This window comes from Azospirillum formosense, assembly GCF_040500525.1.
GTDB lineage: Bacteria > Pseudomonadota > Alphaproteobacteria > Azospirillales > Azospirillaceae > Azospirillum > Azospirillum formosense_A.
The window spans coordinates 935,632-953,193 of record NZ_CP159403.1 but is presented as its reverse complement, the minus strand read 5'-3'; the positions used below and the strand labels follow the sequence as shown (position 1 = coordinate 953,193).

At 68.8% G+C, this 17,562-nt stretch carries 16 protein-coding genes; 8 read left to right on the top strand and 8 right to left on the bottom strand.

Going from position 1 to position 17,562, the window contains the following annotated elements:
• Positions 1-11 precede the first annotated feature (11 nt).
• Positions 12-1,265 (bottom strand): multidrug effflux MFS transporter, encoded by a 1,254-nt coding sequence (locus tag ABVN73_RS17495; RefSeq protein WP_353859567.1) that lies wholly within the window; start codon positions 1,263-1,265, stop codon positions 12-14.
• Positions 1,266-1,549: 284 nt separating this feature from the next.
• Here ABVN73_RS17495 and ABVN73_RS17490 point away from each other — a divergent pair, with 284 nt between their 5' ends.
• Entirely contained in the window at positions 1,550-5,134 is a 3,585-nt protein-coding gene (locus ABVN73_RS17490; protein WP_353859566.1) for a PAS domain S-box protein, read from the top strand.
• Between the two features lie 15 nt (positions 5,135-5,149).
• Here the strand turns inward: ABVN73_RS17490 and ABVN73_RS17485 are convergent, their stop codons facing one another.
• The 3 genes from ABVN73_RS17485 to ABVN73_RS17475 all read right to left on the bottom strand — a co-directional run bounded on the left by ABVN73_RS17485 (position 5,150) and on the right by ABVN73_RS17475 (position 7,468).
• Entirely contained in the window at positions 5,150-6,112 is a 963-nt protein-coding gene (locus ABVN73_RS17485; protein WP_353859565.1) for a DMT family transporter, read from the bottom strand.
• Between the two features lie 114 nt (positions 6,113-6,226).
• The gene (locus ABVN73_RS17480) at positions 6,227-6,769 is read right to left on the bottom strand and encodes a DUF2934 domain-containing protein (RefSeq protein WP_353859564.1); all 543 of its coding nucleotides are present in this window, start codon (positions 6,767-6,769) and stop codon (positions 6,227-6,229) included.
• Between the two features lie 162 nt (positions 6,770-6,931).
• Positions 6,932-7,468 carry an acyloxyacyl hydrolase gene (locus tag ABVN73_RS17475; protein ID WP_353859563.1) on the bottom strand — a complete coding sequence of 179 codons (537 nt, stop codon included), beginning with the start codon at positions 7,466-7,468 and terminating at the stop codon, positions 6,932-6,934.
• Positions 7,469-7,753: 285 nt separating this feature from the next.
• Here ABVN73_RS17475 and ABVN73_RS17470 point away from each other — a divergent pair, with 285 nt between their 5' ends.
• The 4 genes from ABVN73_RS17470 (at position 7,754) to ABVN73_RS17455 (ending at position 11,344) form a co-directional block, all read left to right on the top strand.
• A complete protein-coding gene (locus ABVN73_RS17470; RefSeq protein WP_353859562.1) occupies positions 7,754-9,325 on the top strand; it encodes an AAA family ATPase in 1,572 nt (523 codons plus the stop codon).
• A gap of 138 nt (positions 9,326-9,463) precedes the next feature.
• On the top strand, positions 9,464-10,330 hold the full coding sequence (locus ABVN73_RS17465; protein ID WP_353859561.1) for a universal stress protein: 867 nt from the start codon (positions 9,464-9,466) through the stop codon (positions 10,328-10,330).
• 151 nt (positions 10,331-10,481) lie between these two features.
• Positions 10,482-10,742: a hypothetical protein gene (locus tag ABVN73_RS17460; RefSeq protein WP_353859560.1), complete on the top strand. Its 261-nt coding sequence runs from the start codon at positions 10,482-10,484 to the stop codon at positions 10,740-10,742.
• A gap of 242 nt (positions 10,743-10,984) precedes the next feature.
• The gene (locus tag ABVN73_RS17455) at positions 10,985-11,344 is read left to right on the top strand and encodes a hypothetical protein (protein WP_353859559.1); all 360 of its coding nucleotides are present in this window, start codon (positions 10,985-10,987) and stop codon (positions 11,342-11,344) included.
• A 51-nt stretch (positions 11,345-11,395) separates the two neighbouring features.
• Here ABVN73_RS17455 and ABVN73_RS17450 read toward each other — a convergent pair whose 3' ends face one another.
• The 3 genes from ABVN73_RS17450 to folK form a co-directional block, all read right to left on the bottom strand.
• Positions 11,396-11,554, bottom strand: a complete 159-nt coding sequence (locus ABVN73_RS17450) for a hypothetical protein (protein WP_353859558.1) — start codon at positions 11,552-11,554, stop codon at positions 11,396-11,398.
• 208 nt (positions 11,555-11,762) lie between these two features.
• Positions 11,763-12,170, bottom strand: coding sequence for a hypothetical protein (locus tag ABVN73_RS17445; RefSeq protein WP_353859557.1), 408 nt, complete (start codon positions 12,168-12,170; stop codon positions 11,763-11,765).
• A gap of 134 nt (positions 12,171-12,304) precedes the next feature.
• On the bottom strand, positions 12,305-12,811 hold the full coding sequence (gene folK / locus ABVN73_RS17440; RefSeq protein WP_353859556.1) for a 2-amino-4-hydroxy-6-hydroxymethyldihydropteridine diphosphokinase: 507 nt from the start codon (positions 12,809-12,811) through the stop codon (positions 12,305-12,307).
• A gap of 238 nt (positions 12,812-13,049) precedes the next feature.
• Between folK and ABVN73_RS17435 the strand changes: the two genes are divergently transcribed.
• From ABVN73_RS17435 to ABVN73_RS17425, 3 genes are all read left to right on the top strand, one after another.
• Entirely contained in the window at positions 13,050-13,511 is a 462-nt protein-coding gene (locus ABVN73_RS17435; protein ID WP_353859555.1) for a hypothetical protein, read from the top strand.
• Positions 13,512-13,618: 107 nt separating this feature from the next.
• Positions 13,619-14,305, top strand: a complete 687-nt coding sequence (locus ABVN73_RS17430) for an SRPBCC domain-containing protein (protein ID WP_353859554.1) — start codon at positions 13,619-13,621, stop codon at positions 14,303-14,305.
• A gap of 129 nt (positions 14,306-14,434) precedes the next feature.
• Positions 14,435-14,815 (top strand): cytochrome c family protein, encoded by a 381-nt coding sequence (locus ABVN73_RS17425; protein ID WP_035676169.1) that lies wholly within the window; start codon positions 14,435-14,437, stop codon positions 14,813-14,815.
• An 84-nt stretch (positions 14,816-14,899) separates the two neighbouring features.
• Here the strand turns inward: ABVN73_RS17425 and pepN are convergent, their stop codons facing one another.
• Positions 14,900-17,557, bottom strand: coding sequence for an aminopeptidase N (gene pepN / locus ABVN73_RS17420; protein ID WP_353859553.1), 2,658 nt, complete (start codon positions 17,555-17,557; stop codon positions 14,900-14,902).
• Positions 17,558-17,562: the final 5 nt, after the last annotated feature.

Below are 17,562 nucleotides of genomic sequence, written 5' to 3'. Positions count from 1 at the left end.
CGGCTCGGGCGTCAGTCCCCCGGCTGGGCCGCCGCGGCGGCGCGGGTGGAACGCATCAGGGTTCCGCGCTCGGTCAGCAAAACCGTCAGCAGCGCCAGCACGCCCAGCACGGTGAAGCCGATGGTCAGCGGGCGCACGGTGCCGTCGAAGGACTGGCCGACGATCCAGCCGACCACCGCCGCCATGCCGGTGCTGAAGAAGCCGACGAAGGACGATCCCATGCCCGCCACATGGCCCAGCGGTTCCATCGCCATGGCGTTGAAGTTCGGGGCGATCAGGCCGAAGCAGAAGAAGATCGCCGCCATGAACAGGCCGAGGCCGAGCAGCGGCGGATGCTCCGGAAAGCCGAGCAGCGCCATGGCGACGCCGGTCAGCGTGTAGCCGATCAGGGCGACGTGCGACACCCGGTGCATGCCGACCCGCCCGACCAGCCGCGCGTTGACCAGCGAGGCCAGCGCCATCACGCCGGCGATGGCGCCGAAGGCCACCGGGAACAGCGCGCCCAGCCCGTAGACGTCGACGAAAATCTGCTGGGCGCTGCCGACGTAGCTCAGCAGCCCGCCGAACAGGAGGCCCATCGCCGCGGTGTAGCCGACCGTCGCGCGCGTCGTCACCACCTTGCGGAAGGCGTGGCCGAGCGCCGCCGGGGACAGCGGCATCCGGTCCTCCGCCGCTCGCGTTTCCGTCAGCCGCAGCATCGACCAGGCGAAGGCGGCGACGGCGGCCAGGAACAGGGCGCCGAACACCCACGGCCAGGTGCCGAGACGCAGGATGCCCTCGCCCAGGGCCGGCGCGATGATCGGCACGATGATGAAGATCATCATCACGAAGGACATGACCCGCGCCATGTCGCGCCCGACGAAGCGGTCGCGCACGATGGCGATGGCGACGACGCGCGGGGCGGCGGCGCCGAAGCCCTGAAGCGCGCGGGCGGCCAGAAGCGTGGTGAAGCTGGGGGCGAAGACCGCGCCCAACGACCCTATGGCGAAGATCACCAGCCCGGCGGCCAGCACCGGCTTGCGCCCGAAGCGGTCGGACAGCGGCCCGTGGAACGGCTGTCCGATCGCGAAACCCAGCATGTAGGCGGTGATGACGAGCTGCCGGTCGTTCTCCCGCACCACCCCGAAGGACGCGGCGATGTCCGGCAGGGCAACGAGCATGATGTCGATCGACAGCGCCGTCAGCGCCATCAGAAGGGCCATGAGCGCGACGAACTCGCCGAAGCGGATATCGCCGCTTCGGCCGGCGGAAGCGGAATGGGGCATGGATTCAGGCATTGGACCAATGTGCCGCCCACCTGTCCCCGCGGCAAATCGAATTCCCGCAGGCCCGCCATCGATATTTGGTCATCGAAAATCCAGGGCTGCGCCAATCTGTGGCCTTGCGCGCCGCCCATTACCACTTTTTGTAGTGCATCCAAATTTCATTTGAGAGCGCCAAGAACTTCAAACGTTCGCTCCTGAAAAAAGTGATAGACGGGCGGATTCTGTAGGAGTCGCTTGAGTGCCTGTCTATAGTGCGCGGCGTCAACAGTTTCTGAAAATCGGGCATGCGCCTTCGTCTCCCCTTTGTGGCCCTGCTGGCGCTTCTTCCCCTCGTCGCCTTCGCGGTGGCCGCGATCATGTTGGTCGACCGGCAACAGGAGCGGTCGGTCGAGGAACTGATCCGCCACGCCACCGACGCGGCGGTGCGGACGGTGGATGGGCGCGTCCTTATGACGCGCAGCGCGCTCGAAATCATGTCCTCGGCCCGTTCGCTGGACATCGGCGACCGCGCCGTCTGGATGGAGCGGTCGGAACGCGCGCTGCGCCAGCGTCCGGATTGGGTCGCCCTGGAGGTGCGCGACCGCCGGGGCGAGATCAACCTGCTCCACCGGCCGCAGGAGCCGGAGGCCAACACCATCGATCCCGCCGCCCGCGCCGCGCAGACGGACCGTGTGTTCCGTTCGGGAGAGGTCTGGGTCAGCGGCGTGATCACCGATCCGACCGGCAAGGTGGAGCCGGTTTTCGCCGTCAGCGTGCCGGTGTGGGGCGTCGGCGAGGTGCGGTTGGTCCTGACCGCCTATGTGCGGGCCTGGTCCCTGCGTCAGGTCCTGGTCGATCAGGTCATGGGGCCGGACTGGATCATTGCGCTTTTCGACAAGGACGGTCTGGTCATCGCCCGCACCCGGTCCAACACGGCGTTCGATCCCGTGGTCGGGCAGCCCGTCCATGACTCATTGGCCAAGGCGCTGAAGTCCGGCGAGGAGTTCTTCCTGTCCGACACGCGGCAGGGGGAGGAGGTGCTGTCGGCAAAAGCCGGCTCCATCGCCGCGCCCGGCTGGATCCTGGCTCTTGGAGCACCGTCGGCGCCGATCAAGGCGGCGGCGCGGCGCACGGTTTACACGGTCGCCGGCGGCGGGCTGGGGGCGCTGGGGGTGGCGGCGCTGATCGCCAGGGTCCTCGCCCGGTCGCACGACCGGCGGGAGGCGGCGGAGCGGCGCGCCCGCGTGGCGGAGGCGGCGGCGGAGGCCGACCGGCGGTCCCACGCCATTCTGGAAAGCACGACGGACGGCGTCTACGAGGTCGACCGGTCCTGGCGCATCGCTTACATGAACGGGCGCGCGCGCGGCCTGATGGGCGGCAGCAGCGACCTGACCGGACAGCGTTTGTGGGACGCCTTTCCCGACGCCATGGGGACGGTGCTGTGGGACCGCCTGCACGTCGCCATGAGGGACCGCCGGCCGGACGAGTTCGAGGCCTATTTCGTGCCGCTTGGTGTCTGGCTCTTCCTGCGGGTGTTCCCGTCGTCCGCCGGGCTGGCCATCTATTTCCAGGACATCAGCAAGCGCCTTCTCGCCGAGCGCGCGCTGGAACGCGCGGTGGAGCAGGCGAACCAGATCCTGGAGAGCATCGGCGACGCGTTCTACGCCATCGACCGCGACTGGCGGATCACCTACGTGAACAAGCGCGCGGAGGAGATGTTCGAGCGTCCGCGCGACGAGCTCGTCGGGCGCGGCCTGCTGGACCTGTACCCGGAGGTGGCCAGCAACACGATCATCCGCACCTTCGAAGCGGCCATGGCCGACCAGCAGCCGCGGGAGTTCGAGGCGCTGTCCGGCATCTTCCAGCGCTGGACCATGTTCAACGTCTACCCGCAGGCGGGCGGCGGCCTGTCCATCTATTTCCGCGACGTGTCCGCCCACCGCGCGGCGGAGGCCGCCCTGCGCGCCAGCGAACACCGCTACCGCACGCTCCTGGAGGCGCTGCCGCAGATGGTCTGGACCTGCCGGCCCGACGGCAGCGGCGACTATCTCAGCCGGCAGTGGCTGGCCTACACCGGCCAGACCGAGACGTCGGCCAAGGGCCTCGGCTGGGCCAACTCCATCCACCCCGACGACCGCGAGCGGATTCTCGCCATCTGGGCGCAGGCGGTCGATCAACGGATCATCTACGACACGGAAGCGCGCATCCGCGGCGCCGACGGCACCTACCGCTGGTTCAAGCAGCGCGCGCTGGCGATCGTCGATCCGGAAAGCGGGGAGGAGCGGTGGTTCGGCACCTCCACCGACATCACCGACATCCTCGAAGCGCGCAACGCGATGCAGGCCGCCAAGGAGGAGGCGGAGGAGGTCGGGCTGCGCTTCCGCACGCTGGCCGACTCCATCCCGCAGCTTGCCTGGATGGCCCGTCCGGACGGCCGCATCTTCTGGTACAACCAGCGCTGGTGCGACTACACGGGAGTCGAGGGCACGGACTCCGCGACCGGCCCGCTGTGGGACGGCATCCTTCCCGCCGACCATGCCGAGCGCGTCACCGCCAGTCTCCAGCGGTCCTTCCGGACGGGGGAACCGTGGGAGGACACCTTCCCCATGGCCGGTCGGGACGGCGCCTTCCGCTGGTTCCTGTCACGGGCGCTGCCCGTGCGCGATTCCGGCGGCGACATCGTTCTGTGGTTCGGCACGAACACCGACGTGACCGACCGGCTGGAGGCCGAGGACGCCCTGCGCCGGGCCAAGGAGGAGGCGGAACGGGCGGCCTTGTCCAAGTCCAAGTTCCTCGCGTCGGCCAGCCACGACCTGCGCCAGCCGATGCAGTCGCTGTTCCTGTTCTCTGGCGCGCTGCACGGCCATGTCCAGGGCGAGAAGGGTCAGAAGGCGCTGCGTCTCCTGGAAAGCGGGCTGGACGCGCTGAAGGGGTTGCTGGACAGCCTGCTCGACGTGTCGCGGCTGGACGCCGGTGTGGTCAAGCCGACTCTGGAGGACTTCCCGGTGGCGCTGCTGCTCGACCACATCGCGGCGGGCTACGCCCCGGTGGCCCGCGGCAAGGGGCTGGACTGGACGATGGAGGGGTGCCCGCTGAACATCCGCTCCGACCGTGTGCTTCTCGGGCGGATGATCCGCAACCTCGTGGAGAACGCCATCCGCTACACCGAGCATGGCAACATCGCCATCACCTGCTCGGTCGTGGACGGGCGGATGCGGATCACGGTCGCCGACACCGGCATCGGCATTTCGGAGGAGCATCTGCCCCGGATCTTCGAGGAGTTCCATCAGGTCGGAAACCCGGAGCGCGACCGCAGCCAGGGGCTCGGGCTGGGCCTCGCCATCGTGCAGCGCATCGGGCTGCTTCTGGACCACCCGGTGACCGTCCGCTCCACGCCCGGCGTCGGGTCGGTCTTCACCATCGAAGTGCCGCTGGGCGAAACCTCGAAGCCCGTCGATCTCGCGTCAACGGCGCATCCCGTGGCGGCGCATCCGGCGGCGGCGGGCGGCGCGGAAGAGCGGCTGGCGATGGTCATCGACGACGACGCCATCGTGCTGCTGGGCCTGCAGGCGATCCTGCGCGAATGGGGCTACGAGGTGCTGATCGCCGGCTCCGGGGAACTGGCGGTGGACAAGCTGCGCTCGGTCAGCCGCAAGCCGGACATCATCATCGCCGACTACCGCCTGCGCGAGGGCAAGGTCGGCACCGACGCCATCCTCGACATCCGCCGGCTGTTCGACGCCGAGATCCCGGCGATCATCGTGACCGGGGAGACCGGCCCGGAATGCCAGCGCGACGCGGTGCGCCACGGCTTCGGCCTGATGCACAAGCCGGTAACCCCGCGTCAGCTCGCCGGGGCCATGGAACGCTCGCTGCAACCGGCGGTGTGAGGGCGACTTTGGAGGTCAGTCGCCGCCGCCGCTCATCGCGGGCGGGCTGGGAGGAAGGCGGCGGCGGGTCTCGCGGTGCAGGATGTAGAGGCCGCTCACCGCCACCACGGCGGCGCCCGACACCATGTGCAGGGTCGGCATCTCGCTCCACAGCAGCCAGCCGAACAGCACGGCCCACAGCAGCGCGGCGTAGTTGAAGGGCGCGACCACCGCCGCCGGAGCCAACGAATAGGCCCGGGTCAGGAACAGCTGCGCACCGCCCCCCAGCACGCCGGTGGCCGACAGCAGCGCGAGATCGGTCAGGCTGCGCGGGGTGACCCACACGAAGGGCATGACCAGCGCCAGGATCAGCGTGGTGATGGCCGTGAAGTAGAAGACGATGGTGTTGGCGCGTTCAGTCTTGCTGAGCTGACGGATCGCCACCATCGCGAAGGACTGGCAGAAGGCGGCCCCGAGGGCGACCAGGGCGCCCAGATGCGTCAGCATCTCGCCGGACGGCTGGACCATGATGAGGACGCCGACGAAGCCGACCATCACCGCGCTCCACCGGTGGATGCCGACCTTCTCGCCGAGCAGCGGCACCGACAGGGCGGTGAGGAAGAGCGGAGCCGAGAAGTTCAGCGCCACCGCGTCGCCCAGGGGCAACAGGTTGAACGACCAGAAGGTCAGCGACATCGCGGTCAGCCCGACGACCGACCGCCAGACATGCCCCATCGGCCGCTCGGTGCGCAGGTTGTCGATCCACCCGCCCTGAAGCGAGATGACCACCGCCACGGGGATCAGCGCCATGGCGTTGCGGAAGAAGGTCACCTCGATGACGGGGTACGTCTCCGAGAGCAGCTTCACCAGCACGTTCATCACGGAGAAGAGCAGCACCGACCCCAGCATCATGACGATGCCGAGCGGTATGTTCTCCACGCGGATGTGGCGGGGCGTCGCGGGACGGGCGGGGGCGGGGGAGAGGGGAGGCGCGGTCACGCCCGAATGCTATCAAGCGCAACCACCCGCGTCACGTTGCCGCGACGCGGGTGGTCATGTCCTGGCGGAATGGCCGGATTGCGGCGCCATGCCGATCCGGACGTTGCCAACCGGTCAGCGGTTGTTCATCAGATCGGCGATCTCGGCTTCGGCCAGCAGCCAATGGTCCATCTCGCGCCCGTTCGGGCGGCCCTCGCGCTCCCAGATCTCATAGGCGCGCTCCTGCACCATGCGGGTCTTCTGGCCGTGCAGCAGGCCTTCCGCGATGTGCATGTTGATGCGCGACAGCGAGACCAGCTTGCGCGTCTCGATGGAGCCCGTGGTCGCTTCCATGGTGGTGACGGTGACGTACTGCGCGAGGTTGCGCAGGTTCGCCTTCACCTCGGAGTCGAGGGTGTTCTCCTCGTTCTGGAGCACCGTCTTGATGGCGACCCAGAGGCGCAGGTTGTGGTCCAGCGCGTGGTTCGCCTTTTCCGGCGTGTCGGCTTCGACCAGCAGGCTGGCGGCATGCAGCAAGGCGACCGCGTCCTGCTCGATGGCCGCGAAATTGGTGTTCAGGACGATTTCCGCCCCGGTGTCGGTGGCGAGCGCCTCGGCCGCTTCAAGCGACGGAGTGGCTTCGACGGTCTTTGCGGTGGCGGTCTTGCGCTTGGCCATGATCGAATCCCCGGCGTTGGTCCCCGAGGTCAATAGAACCAGCCGTCATTAACAAGTGGTTAAGGCGAGTATTGCCAACCCCTTTGCGCAGCCTCCGCGTCAGAACAAAGGCCAAGTGATTCGCGGATGGCCATGCTGCGCTGCAAAACAACCGATGGGGATTCAGCGTCCGGTGAAGGCTCCGAACGGCATGCGGTAATAGAATCCGAAGACGTTGTTGGCCGGTGCGGCGGCGTCGGCGGCCGGACCGCTGGTGTCGATGCGGCTGTAGCCGAGGCTGAAGCGGGCCTTGTTTTCGAACTGGTAGCCGAGTTCGAGCTGCGAGCGGAACTCGACCACGCTGCCCGTCGCCGCCGGATCGCGGGGCGTGACCGGCAGGGTTCCGGCGCCGAAGCTGGGCGTGAAGACGAAGGAGGACCCACCCAGCGGCACGTCGATCAGGATGCCGCCCATGCCGTGCAGGCTGCCGTCCGGCGCGCTGGGGCCGAGGGCGACCCAGGGGCGCACCTCCGCGTAGCCGTCGAGCTTGGGCAGGAGGGAGGAGCCGATGCGGATCTTGTTGTGCAGGTCCGACACCTTGGTGTCCGGCGTTTCCCCGACGCTGTAGGCAAGGCCGCCGATCTTCCAGTTGCCGATCCGGTCTTCGGGCGTGGAGACGGTCTGCGCGCCGGCGGAACCGGAGAGCGCGAGGCCCGCCACGGCAACCACCAGACAGAGGCACGAGGTCCCATGACGCACGGCGGCCTGCTCCCGATCGATCGTTGACCGTCCTACTCCGGCTGCTCCAGCCTACCGCGTCCGATCCCGGCACGGTTGTGGCATTACGCGTTGCACCGCACCCCCGCGCAAGGGCGTAAGGTGGCTACTCCCAGATGTCGTGCGCGGCCTCCTCCGCGTCAATGGTGGCAGGGCTGCCCTGTTTGTGACGGCCTAGGCGGTTGGCGGGGCTCATCGGGGGTCTGGGGAGCGTGCTAGACTGCCCTCATGCAGCACGCCGTACCCGATCCGAAGCAGGACCTAGCGCCGGGTTCGACGCCGATGGTGGCCGCCTTCCTCGCCGATCCGGCGAGCCACGGCGGGGCGGCGGTGGAGCGCGTCGAAACCCACGCGGCCATCGTCTTCCTGGCGGGCGACCGGGCCTACAAGCTGAAGCGCGCGGTGCGCTATCCCTACCTGGACTACTCGACGCCGGCGCGGCGGCGCGCGGCCTGCCTGGAGGAGCTGCGCCTGAACCGGCGGACGGCGCCATCCCTTTATCTCGGCCTGGAGTCGGTGGTGCGGCGGGCGGACGGAGCGCTCGCCTTCGGCGGCGAGGATGCGGCGGGTGGAACCGCGCTGGACTGGCTGGTCGTGATGCGCCGCTTTTCCCAGGACGACCTGCTGGACCGGGTGGCGGAGCGGGGCGGTCTCGACGAGGCGCTGGCTCGCGGCTTGGCCGACGCCGTGACCGCCTTTCACCAGACAGCCGAGCCGCGACCGGACGGCGGCGGGGCGGCGGCGATGCGGGAGGTGGTCGAGGGGAACATCGCCGAGTTGCGCGCCAACGCGTCCCTGTTCCCGCCGGAGCGCGTGGAGCGGCTGGCCTGGGTGTCGGCGGCGGCGCTGGAGCGGCTGGCCCCGCTGCTGGAGGAGCGGCGGCGCGGCGGTTGCGTCCGGCATTGCCATGGCGACCTGCATCTGCGGAACATCGTCAGGCTGGACGGGAAGCCGGTCTTGTTCGACGGCATCGAGTTCGACGAGCGGCTGGCGGTCATCGACGTCGCCTATGATCTCGCCTTCCTGCTGATGGACCTGGAGCGGCGTGGGCTTCGCCCGCTGGGCAACGCCGTCCTCAACCGCAGCCTGGACATGACGGAGGACTATGGCGCCCTGGCGCCGCTGCCCCTGTTCTTGTCGGCGCGGGCCGCCATCCGCGCCAAGATCGCCGCCACGACGGCGGCCCTCCGCCCCGGCGGGGAGGCGGCGCGGGCGTTGGAACGGGAGGCGATCGCCTATCTGGATCAGGCCCTTGCGGCGTTGGAGCCGCCGCCGCCGCGGCTGGTCGCCGTCGGCGGCCTGTCCGGCAGCGGAAAGACCCGGCTGGCCCGCGCCCTGGCGCCGTCGCTGGGAGCGTCGCCCGGTGCCGTCGTCCTGCGCTCCGACGCGCTGCGCAAGCGCCTCAACGGCGTGGCTGAGACCGAGCGGCTCCCCGCCGACTCCTACACGCCGGCGATGACCGGAAGGGTTTATGCCGGGCTTCTGGAGCGGGCGCGGATCGTGCTGACCGCCGGGCACGCCGTGGTGCTGGACGCTGTCCACGCCCGCCCGGACGAACGGGCCGCCGTCGCCGGTCTTGCCGAGGCGGTGGGCGTGCGATTCGATGGGGTCTGGTTGGACGCGCCGCTGGACACGCGGATCGCCCGAATCGCCGCCCGCCGCGGCGACGCCTCCGACGCGACGGCGGAGGTCGCCGAACGGCAGGACGTCTATGATCTGGGCCCGCTTGAATGGCTGCGTACGAATGCTGGCAGGGATGCGGGGGAAACGCTTGCGGCCGTGCTGGAGCGACTGGTGTAATTCCAGGTGGAACGGGCGCCGCCGGTTCCCCATGGTCTAGACTACGGGCGGCGCGGCGCTGGAAACGGTGCATCCAGCCGCCGTTCCGACAGGCACCGTCCAGAAGATGGGCCGGCGGAAACGGCCCGGGGGGAGATCATGTCATTCAAGACGATCCTTGTGCCGCTGGCCGGACTCGACGGCGACACGGTGGCTTTGAACGCCGCGCTGAAGATCGCGCGCGAATTCGACGCCCATGTCGACGCCCTGTTCGTGTCGCTTGATCCGCGCGACGCCGTGCCCATGCTGGGCGAGGGCATGTCCGGGGCGATGGTCGAGGAGATCATGCGCGCCGCCGAAGGGGAGTCGAAGACCCACCTCCACACCGCCCGCCGCACCTTCGACGATGTGATCCGCGCCGCGGACATCGAACTGCGCGACATGCCCACCGGCGTCGAGGCGCCGACCGCCCAGTGGCGGGAGGAAACCGGCCGCGTCGAGGAGGTGGTGCCGCGCGAGGGGCGGCTGGCCGACCTGCTGGTCTTCGCCCACACCACGCTGGACAGCAACACCCAGGCCTACGCCACGGTGGAAAGCGCCCTGCTGGGGGCGGCCCGTCCGCTTCTGCTGGCCCCCGCCACGCTGCCGGACGAGATCGGGAGAACGGTGGCGCTCGCCTGGAACGGCAGCCCCGAATCGGTGCGCGCCCTGACCGCTGCGATGCCCTTCCTGACCGGCGCCGACACCGTCCACGTGCTGACCGCCGAGACCTCCAACACCCAGGCTGCGGCAGGTCGTCGCATTGCCCAGCATCTCGCTTGGCACGGCGTTAATGTTCAGGTAACCATATTGAAGCCGGGATCGGAACCCGTCGGCCAAGCCATCATCAACAAGGCCGCCGAACTTGGGTCCGACCTCCTCGTGATGGGGGGGTACGGGCACAGCCGGATGAGGGAAATGATCCTGGGTGGCGTGACCCGCTATGTGCTGAATCACGCCAGCCTGCCCGTCCTGATGGCCCACTGACCAAAGGGCCCCACTGTCGCAAGGCCGGGCTTCTCCGATCCGACGCGCGGCGCCGCACTGTCCGGCGCCCTCCACGCCGATGGTTTTCAACCAGAAGGGCCACCCGGACTCCGGTCCGGGCAAGGCCCGGCAATCGGGAAGGGAACGCGCCATGTTGACGATCGACGATTGCATCGCGCTCAGCGATCTGACCGAAGCGGAAATCGACGCCATCGCGGAGCATGAGCATCTGCCGGAAATCCTGGCGGTGGAGCTGGGCTGCTGCCTCGCCCACGACGCCGAAGGCATCCGCCGGATCGCCCGCATCATCCGCGAGGACATTGACCGGGCCCGCCGCCATGGGCAGGCCGTCCACGCCCGTCAGTTGACGATGGTCCTGGACGGCTTCGTGCACCAGCACCCGGCGCTGTAGAAGCGGAAAGAGCCTGCGGACCAAAGGCTCGCCGGGAAGGAACGTGGGAAGGAAACGCCCCATCCGCGCCGTGACGGTGCGTTGGGAGGAGGGGAGGCGCGGAACAACCAGCCCTCCGTCCGGTTGGCATTGGCGGGTTCGCGTCGGGGGGGCGGCGGGGAGTGCGCACGGCGCGCTCCCCCAACCGTCGCGCCACCGCGACACGCTGTCTCATTCCGCCGCCAGCACAAAGGACGATGCCCGTGCCCTTGAAGACGATTCGCCTCGAACTGGCCCGCACCGCCGAACATCCGGAAGGCAGCGCGGAGCATGGCTATGAATTCACCGCTCCGTTGACCGCCGACGGTCACCTCGACCTCGAGGAATGGCGCAGCCAGAAAGCCGCCTGCACGGTCCGCCGCTTCTGGCGCGGGGAGGACGAGCAGTCCGGTCATCTGGTCCATCGGGGCAAGGGATGGCTGTTCGACTACGACGCCGACGACACCGACGACGACGAGCCGATCTTCCGCTTCGACCGCCATACGCTGGTCGAGGGCGAATACATCTCCATCACCGAACATGACGGAGAGCAGCACCCCTTCCGCGTCGTATCCGTCCGCTGAACGCCGGCCGGCGCCCGCGGCGGTCCGCTCCCGCCGCGCGTTTCCACCCGGTCAGGCGGCCACCCGCTCCTCGCGGTCGCGCAAATTGCGTCCAACCTGTTCGAGAAGTTGCCGCAGGGTCTCAGCGGTCATGCCGTCCCGATGCATCAGGGCGACGATGATGGGCTCGTCCAGGATTTCCGACAGGGTCGGAGCCGTCAATTGGTCCATGTTACCCTCCCTGTTCATTCCGGCCGGCCGAGAGGCGGCGTTGTTTCTATTGTACGCGAGATACGGTATTTCGCAACAGAGATGCGCCGCGAAACAAACGAATACAATCGGCGCAAGGGTAAAAAAGCGCTGAATGTTGATGCCTGATCCCCGCGCCCATGCCAATGCCGGCAATGTGGTTAACCCGATGGAAGGTCGGTGGGCGGAGTCAGCAGCCCGCGTCACGGTTCCGGATGATCGTGACCCCGGCTCCGGCGGTGTCGGGAAACGGGGATGAAAGCTCCACATCGACGCGCACGTGACGCACCTTGGGGTGGGCCAGGCACAAGTCGGCCGTGCGGTCCGCCAGATAGTCGGGGCCGGGAACCGCCTCCTGGGCGCACAGCCGGCGCAGGTCCTCGACGATGTCCTCGTAGGACATGACCGCGGTGATGTCGTCGGGGAAGCTCACGCCGGGGTGGCTGACTTTCAACTCGAGGCTGATGCGGACGGTGGGGCGTCCGGACCGCCCGGCAAGCGACACGGTGGCGGTGAAGTCGCGCAGCAGGATGGTGTAGGTCGCCCCAGCGCCGGAAGCATCGGCGCCGGAGGGTCGGGTAACGGGATCGTTGGCCAAAAAACATCTCCTGGCGGGTGGCGGCCCTGGTCCATTCCCCGCCGGGGGCGGCCGCCTCGTCGCTGCGCCGCACCCACTATAGCGCAGGCGCCCGCCCATTCGGCAAGGTCAGTCCGCTTGATCCGTCTCCGGAGTCAGGCCGTCACCGGACGCTCCACTCCGGCGCGGACCACCGTGTCGCGGCCCGGCACGGCGGCCAGCAGATCGTCGACGCTGCGCGCGATCGCCGGGTGCTGGAGGTCGCCCGCGATGTCGGCCAGCGGGGCCAGGACGAAGGCGCGCTCCGCGATGCGGGGATGGGGAATCTCCAGTTCCGGCGCGTACATGACCAGCCCGCCATAGAACAGGATGTCGATGTCGATGGGGCGCGGCCCGAAGCGCGGGCCGCCCTCCAGGTCGCGCCCCATCGCCGCCTCGACGCTCTTGACGTGGCGCAGGAGTTCCCACGGGCCGAGCGCGGTCTGGGCGCACAGCGCCATGTTCAGGAAGGCCGGCTGGTCGGTCACATACATCGGGGCGGTTTCGTAGACGGGCGAGGTCAGCGTGATTCGGACCTGCGGAGCGAGCCGTTGCTGCGCGGCCGCCAGATTGGCGGCGCGATCGCCCAAATTGCTGCCAAGCGCGAGATAGACCGTGGTCATCGCAGAACCGTCGCTAGTCGAAACCATACCCTTGCCAGTCATACCACGATCCTCCGCTCCATCAACCGTCAAAGCGCCCTCTCATCCCAAACCGGCGTCTCGTCCCATTGGGAGGATCGACCCCGAACGGGATCGGTTGGGAACACGTTCCGGTCTAGGTAGCCGGCTTTCTCCGGGAACCGCAAGCGGCGGGCGGGGTTGTGCCAGTCGTGCGATGCTGCGTGGGAGGACAAGGGTCATGACGCTTCGGCAGGTCGGGACGGCGGCGCTTCTTGGGATGGCCGGGGCATTCCTGGCGTCATGCGCCACGGGGCCGGACCCGCAGATCGCCCGGCGGGCCCAGACCGAACTGGTCGGCATGCCGAAGGAGCGGTTGCTCGCCTGCGCCGGTGTTCCGGCGCGGCAGGCCCAGGCCGGCGGGCGGGAATATTACACGTACGTCTCCGATCCCGGCGTGGCGATCAGCCCGCTCGGCGGCAGCAGCATCGGTGTCGGCGGCTTCGGTGGGGGCGGTTCCAGCGGCGTTGGCGTCGGGCTGGGATTCGGGCTGCCGTTCGGTTCCTCCTCGCCGGGCTCGTGCGAGGCCACCGTCGTGCTGGGGCCGGGCGGGACCGTGGAGCAGGTGTCCTATCCGGGCAACGCCTCGCTGTCCGCCTGCACGCCCATCGTCCAGAACTGCGTTCCGCCAGCCCCGCGCTGAGTGTCTGGTTCCGTCCTGGCTGAAAGGGGGGCTGTCGCCGGTTGCGGCCTTGCCGTATCGTCCGGCTATGGCTTGGCTGTAAAAAAAGGGCAGGGGAGGACAAGGTCATGGACATGAGCGGCAGCCAGCGCATCACGGCCCCGCGGGACAAGGTGTGGGCGGCGCTGAACGACCCGGAGATCCTGCGCCAATGCATTCCCGGCTGCGAGGAGGTGCAGAAGACGTCCGACACCGAGTTCACCGCCAAGGTGGTCGCCAAGGTGGGGCCGGTCAGCGCCAAGTTCTCCGGCAAGGTGACGCTCTCCGACCTCGATCCGCCCAACGGCTACACCATCACCGGCGAAGGGTCCGGCGGGGCCGCCGGCTTCGGCAAGGGCGGCGCCAAGGTGTCCCTGCAACCGGACGGCGAAGCGGCGACGGTCCTGTCCTACACCGCCAACGCCACGGTCGGCGGCAAGCTGGCGCAGATCGGGTCCCGTCTGGTGGACGCCACGGCGCGGAAGATGGCGGATGACTTCTTCAACCGATTCACGGCCCTGGTCGGCGGGCCGCCGCCGGAACCGGTTGCCGAGCCGATCACTGACAAGGTCGCCGCACCGGTCCCCGGAACCGTCGCGCCGCCGACGGCCCGCAGCGCCGCCGCGCCCCAACCGGTGACGCCCGCCGTGGCGGCGCCCGCCCCGGAAATCCCCATCCCCCTGCCCGCCGCCCGGGGGCGGGGAGGCTTCTATGTTCCCTGGGCGGCGCTCGGAGTCGTGGCTGTTCTTGTTCTTCTTCTCGCGTGGATGAAATAACCCGTATTTGGTGTTTGTGCTGTGGGCGCGACACGTTGGGGGGTTGGCCTTAACCACAGAATGTGTATGCTGCGCCCGAACCTGCCGGCATCCGAACGCCGGCCTCATCCGGAAGGGGGAATCTGACCAATGAACAAGCATATCCTGGGCGCCGCCCTGATCGCCGGCATTGCCATGGGCGCGGGCGCCGCGCAGGCCGCTGATGCCGCCGCCGGTAAGGACGTCTTCAAGCAGTGCATGGCCTGCCACACCGCCGAGCAGGGCAAGAACAAGGTCGGTCCGTCGCTGTTCGGCGTCGTCGGCCGCCCGGCCGCCTCGATCGACGGCTTCAAGTACTCCAAGCCGATGCAGGAGAAGGCCGCCGGTGGTCTGGTCTGGACCCCGGACAACCTGAAGGCCTACATCACCGCCCCGAAGGAAGTCGTTCCGGGTGGCACGATGGCCTTCGCGGGCATCAAGGACGCCGGCAAGGTGGACGATCTGATCGCCTTCCTGGGCGAGCAGAAGTAAAGACGCCCGCGTTTCGGCGCGGGGGTGGAGAAGGGCCGGAGGGGAAACCCTCCGGCCCTTTCCTTTTGCGTCAGCCTCGTCCGGTCAGCCGGCGGCCTCCAGGCTCTTGCTCGCCACCTCGAAGACGTCCGGCGACAGGCCCGGCGTGGCGACGATGCGCTCCAGCTCGGCCTTCATCAGGGCGCGTCGCGTCGCGTCGTAGCGGCGCAGGCGCGAGAATGGACCGACCATGCGGGCCGCCACCTGCGGATTCATGGGGTCGAGCCGCAGGACCTGATCCGCGAGGAAGCGATAGCCGGCCCCGCTGGTGTCGTGGAAGCGCACCGGGTTGCCGCCCGCGAAGCCGCCGATCAGGGCGTAGACCTTGTTTGGGTTGCGGATCTCGAAGGCGGGGTGGGAGAGCAGTTTCGTCACCCGCTCCAGCGTGTCGGGCCGGTGCGAGGTCGCCTGCACGCCGAACCACTTGTCCACCACCAGCGCCTCGCCCTTCCAGCGCTCGTAGAAATCGGCGATGGCCTCGTCCCGCTCCGGCGCGCCGGAATTGCTGAGGAACTGCAGCGCCGCCATCACGTCGGTCATCGCCTGGGCGCCGCGATACTGGCCGAGGCAGAGACCGAGCGCCTCCTCATCCTCCAGCGCCATCAAATAGGCGAGGCAGAGATTCTTGAGCGCCCGCCGGCCGATGGCCGCGGCATCGACCGAGAAGGGCTCGTTGCCAGCGTTGCGGCGGTGCGTGTCCAGCCAGCCCGGACGCAGCGCCTCGGCCAGCCGGCGGCGGGCGAACTCGCGCACGGCGTGGATGGCGTCGGGGTCGATCACCTCCATCTGCGTGCCGAGGTAGCTCTCGGTCGGCAGAACCAGGGCCTGCGCGGCGAAAGCCGGGTCCTGGTCGGCGTCGTTGAGGACGGCGCCCACCGCGTCGATGAAGCTCTGCGGCAGCGCCAGCTCCCGCCCGGCCTGCCGGTCGGCGACGAGGGAGAGCAGCAGGCGGGTCGCCAGCGTCTGCCCGGCCTCCCAGCGGTTGAAGGCGTCGCTGTCGTTGGCCATCAGGAAGGTCAGGTCGCCGTCCGTCAGGTCGGCCCGCAGCTTCACCGGGGCGGAGAAGCCGCGCAGCAGCGACGGCACCGGGCGGGCCGGCACGTCCACGAAGGTGAAGGTCTGCTCGGCCTGGGTGATGTGCAGGGTGCGGCTGGTGCCGGCGGACTCCGCCTCGCCGGTCAGGCGCAGCGGCAGGTCGGTCCCGTCCGGACCGAGCAGCCCCATGACCAGCGGGATGTACATCGGCTCCTTCACCGGCTGGCCGGGGGTCGGCGGCACGGTCTGCCGGACCGTCAGCCGGTAGGTCTTGGCCGCTTCGTCAAAGGCGCCGCTCACGTCCAGCTCCGGCGTGCCGGCCTGCCGGTACCAGAGCTTGAACTGGGTCAGGTCGACGCCGGTGGCGTCGGACATCGCCGCGGCGAAGTCGTCACAGGTCACCGCCTGCCCGTCGTGGCGCTGGAAATACAGGTCCATGCCCTTGCGGAAGCCCTGCGGCCCCAGCAGCGTGTGGTACATGCGGATGACTTCCGACCCCTTGTCGTAGACGGTGGGGGTGTAGAAGTTGTTGATCTCCACATAACTGTCCGGGCGCACGGGGTGGGCCATGGCGCCGGAATCCTCGGGGAACTGCACGGTGCGCAGGCGCTGCACGTCGGCGATGCGCTTGACCGCCCGCGAGTTCATGTCGCTGGAGAATTCCTGGTCGCGGAAGACGGTCAGCCCTTCCTTCAGCGAGAGCTGGAACCAGTCGCGGCAGGTGACGCGGTTGCCGGTCCAATTGTGGAAGTACTCGTGGGCCACCACCGCCTCGATGCCCAGGAAATCCTGGTCGGTGGCGGTTTCAGGCTTCGCCAGGATATACTTCGTGTTGAAGACGTTGAGGGACTTGTTCTCCATCGCCCCCATGTTGAAGTCGCCGACCGCGACGATGTTGAAGATGTCGAGGTCGTACTCCAGCCCGAAGACCTCCTCGTCCCATCGCATCGACTTGATGAGCGAGCGCATGGCGTGGTCGACCTTGTCCTCGTTCCCCGGCTCGACATAGATGCGCAGGGTCACGTCACGACCGGACATGGTGCGGAAGCGGTCCTCCTGGTGCACCAGCGTGCCGGCGACCAGGGCGAACAGGTAGCAGGGCTTGGGGAAGGGGTCCTCCCACACCGCGCGGTGCCGCCCGTCGGGCAGGTCGCCGGATTCGATGAGGTTGCCGTTGGACAGCAGCACCGGATAGCGCGCCTTGTCCGCGGTGATCGTGGTGGTGTAGCGGGCCATCACGTCGGGCCGGTCGGCGAAATAGGTGATCTTGCGGAATCCTTCCGCCTCGCACTGGGTGCAGAAGTTGCCGGAGGACTTGTAGAGCCCCTCCAGCGCCGTGTTCTCCTGCGGCTTGATGCGGACGACCGTTTCCAGCGTGAAGCTCTCCGGCACGCTGTGGACGGTCAGATGGTCCGGCGTGACGGTGTAGTCGGCCTCGCCCAGCGGCTGCCCGTTCAGCGCCACGGACACCAGTTCCAGCCGCTGCCCGTCCAGCGTCAGCGGCGTTGCCGCCGCGTCGACGCGCGCCGGGTTGCGCCGTAGCCCGAGCTGCGCGCGGACCGTGGTCACCTCCTCGCCGAGATCGAAGAACAGGTCGACCGTGTCGATCAGATGCGCGGGCGGGCGGAAATCCTGGAGGCGGATGGCCTTGGGCGTGCCTTTGTCCATGGGGC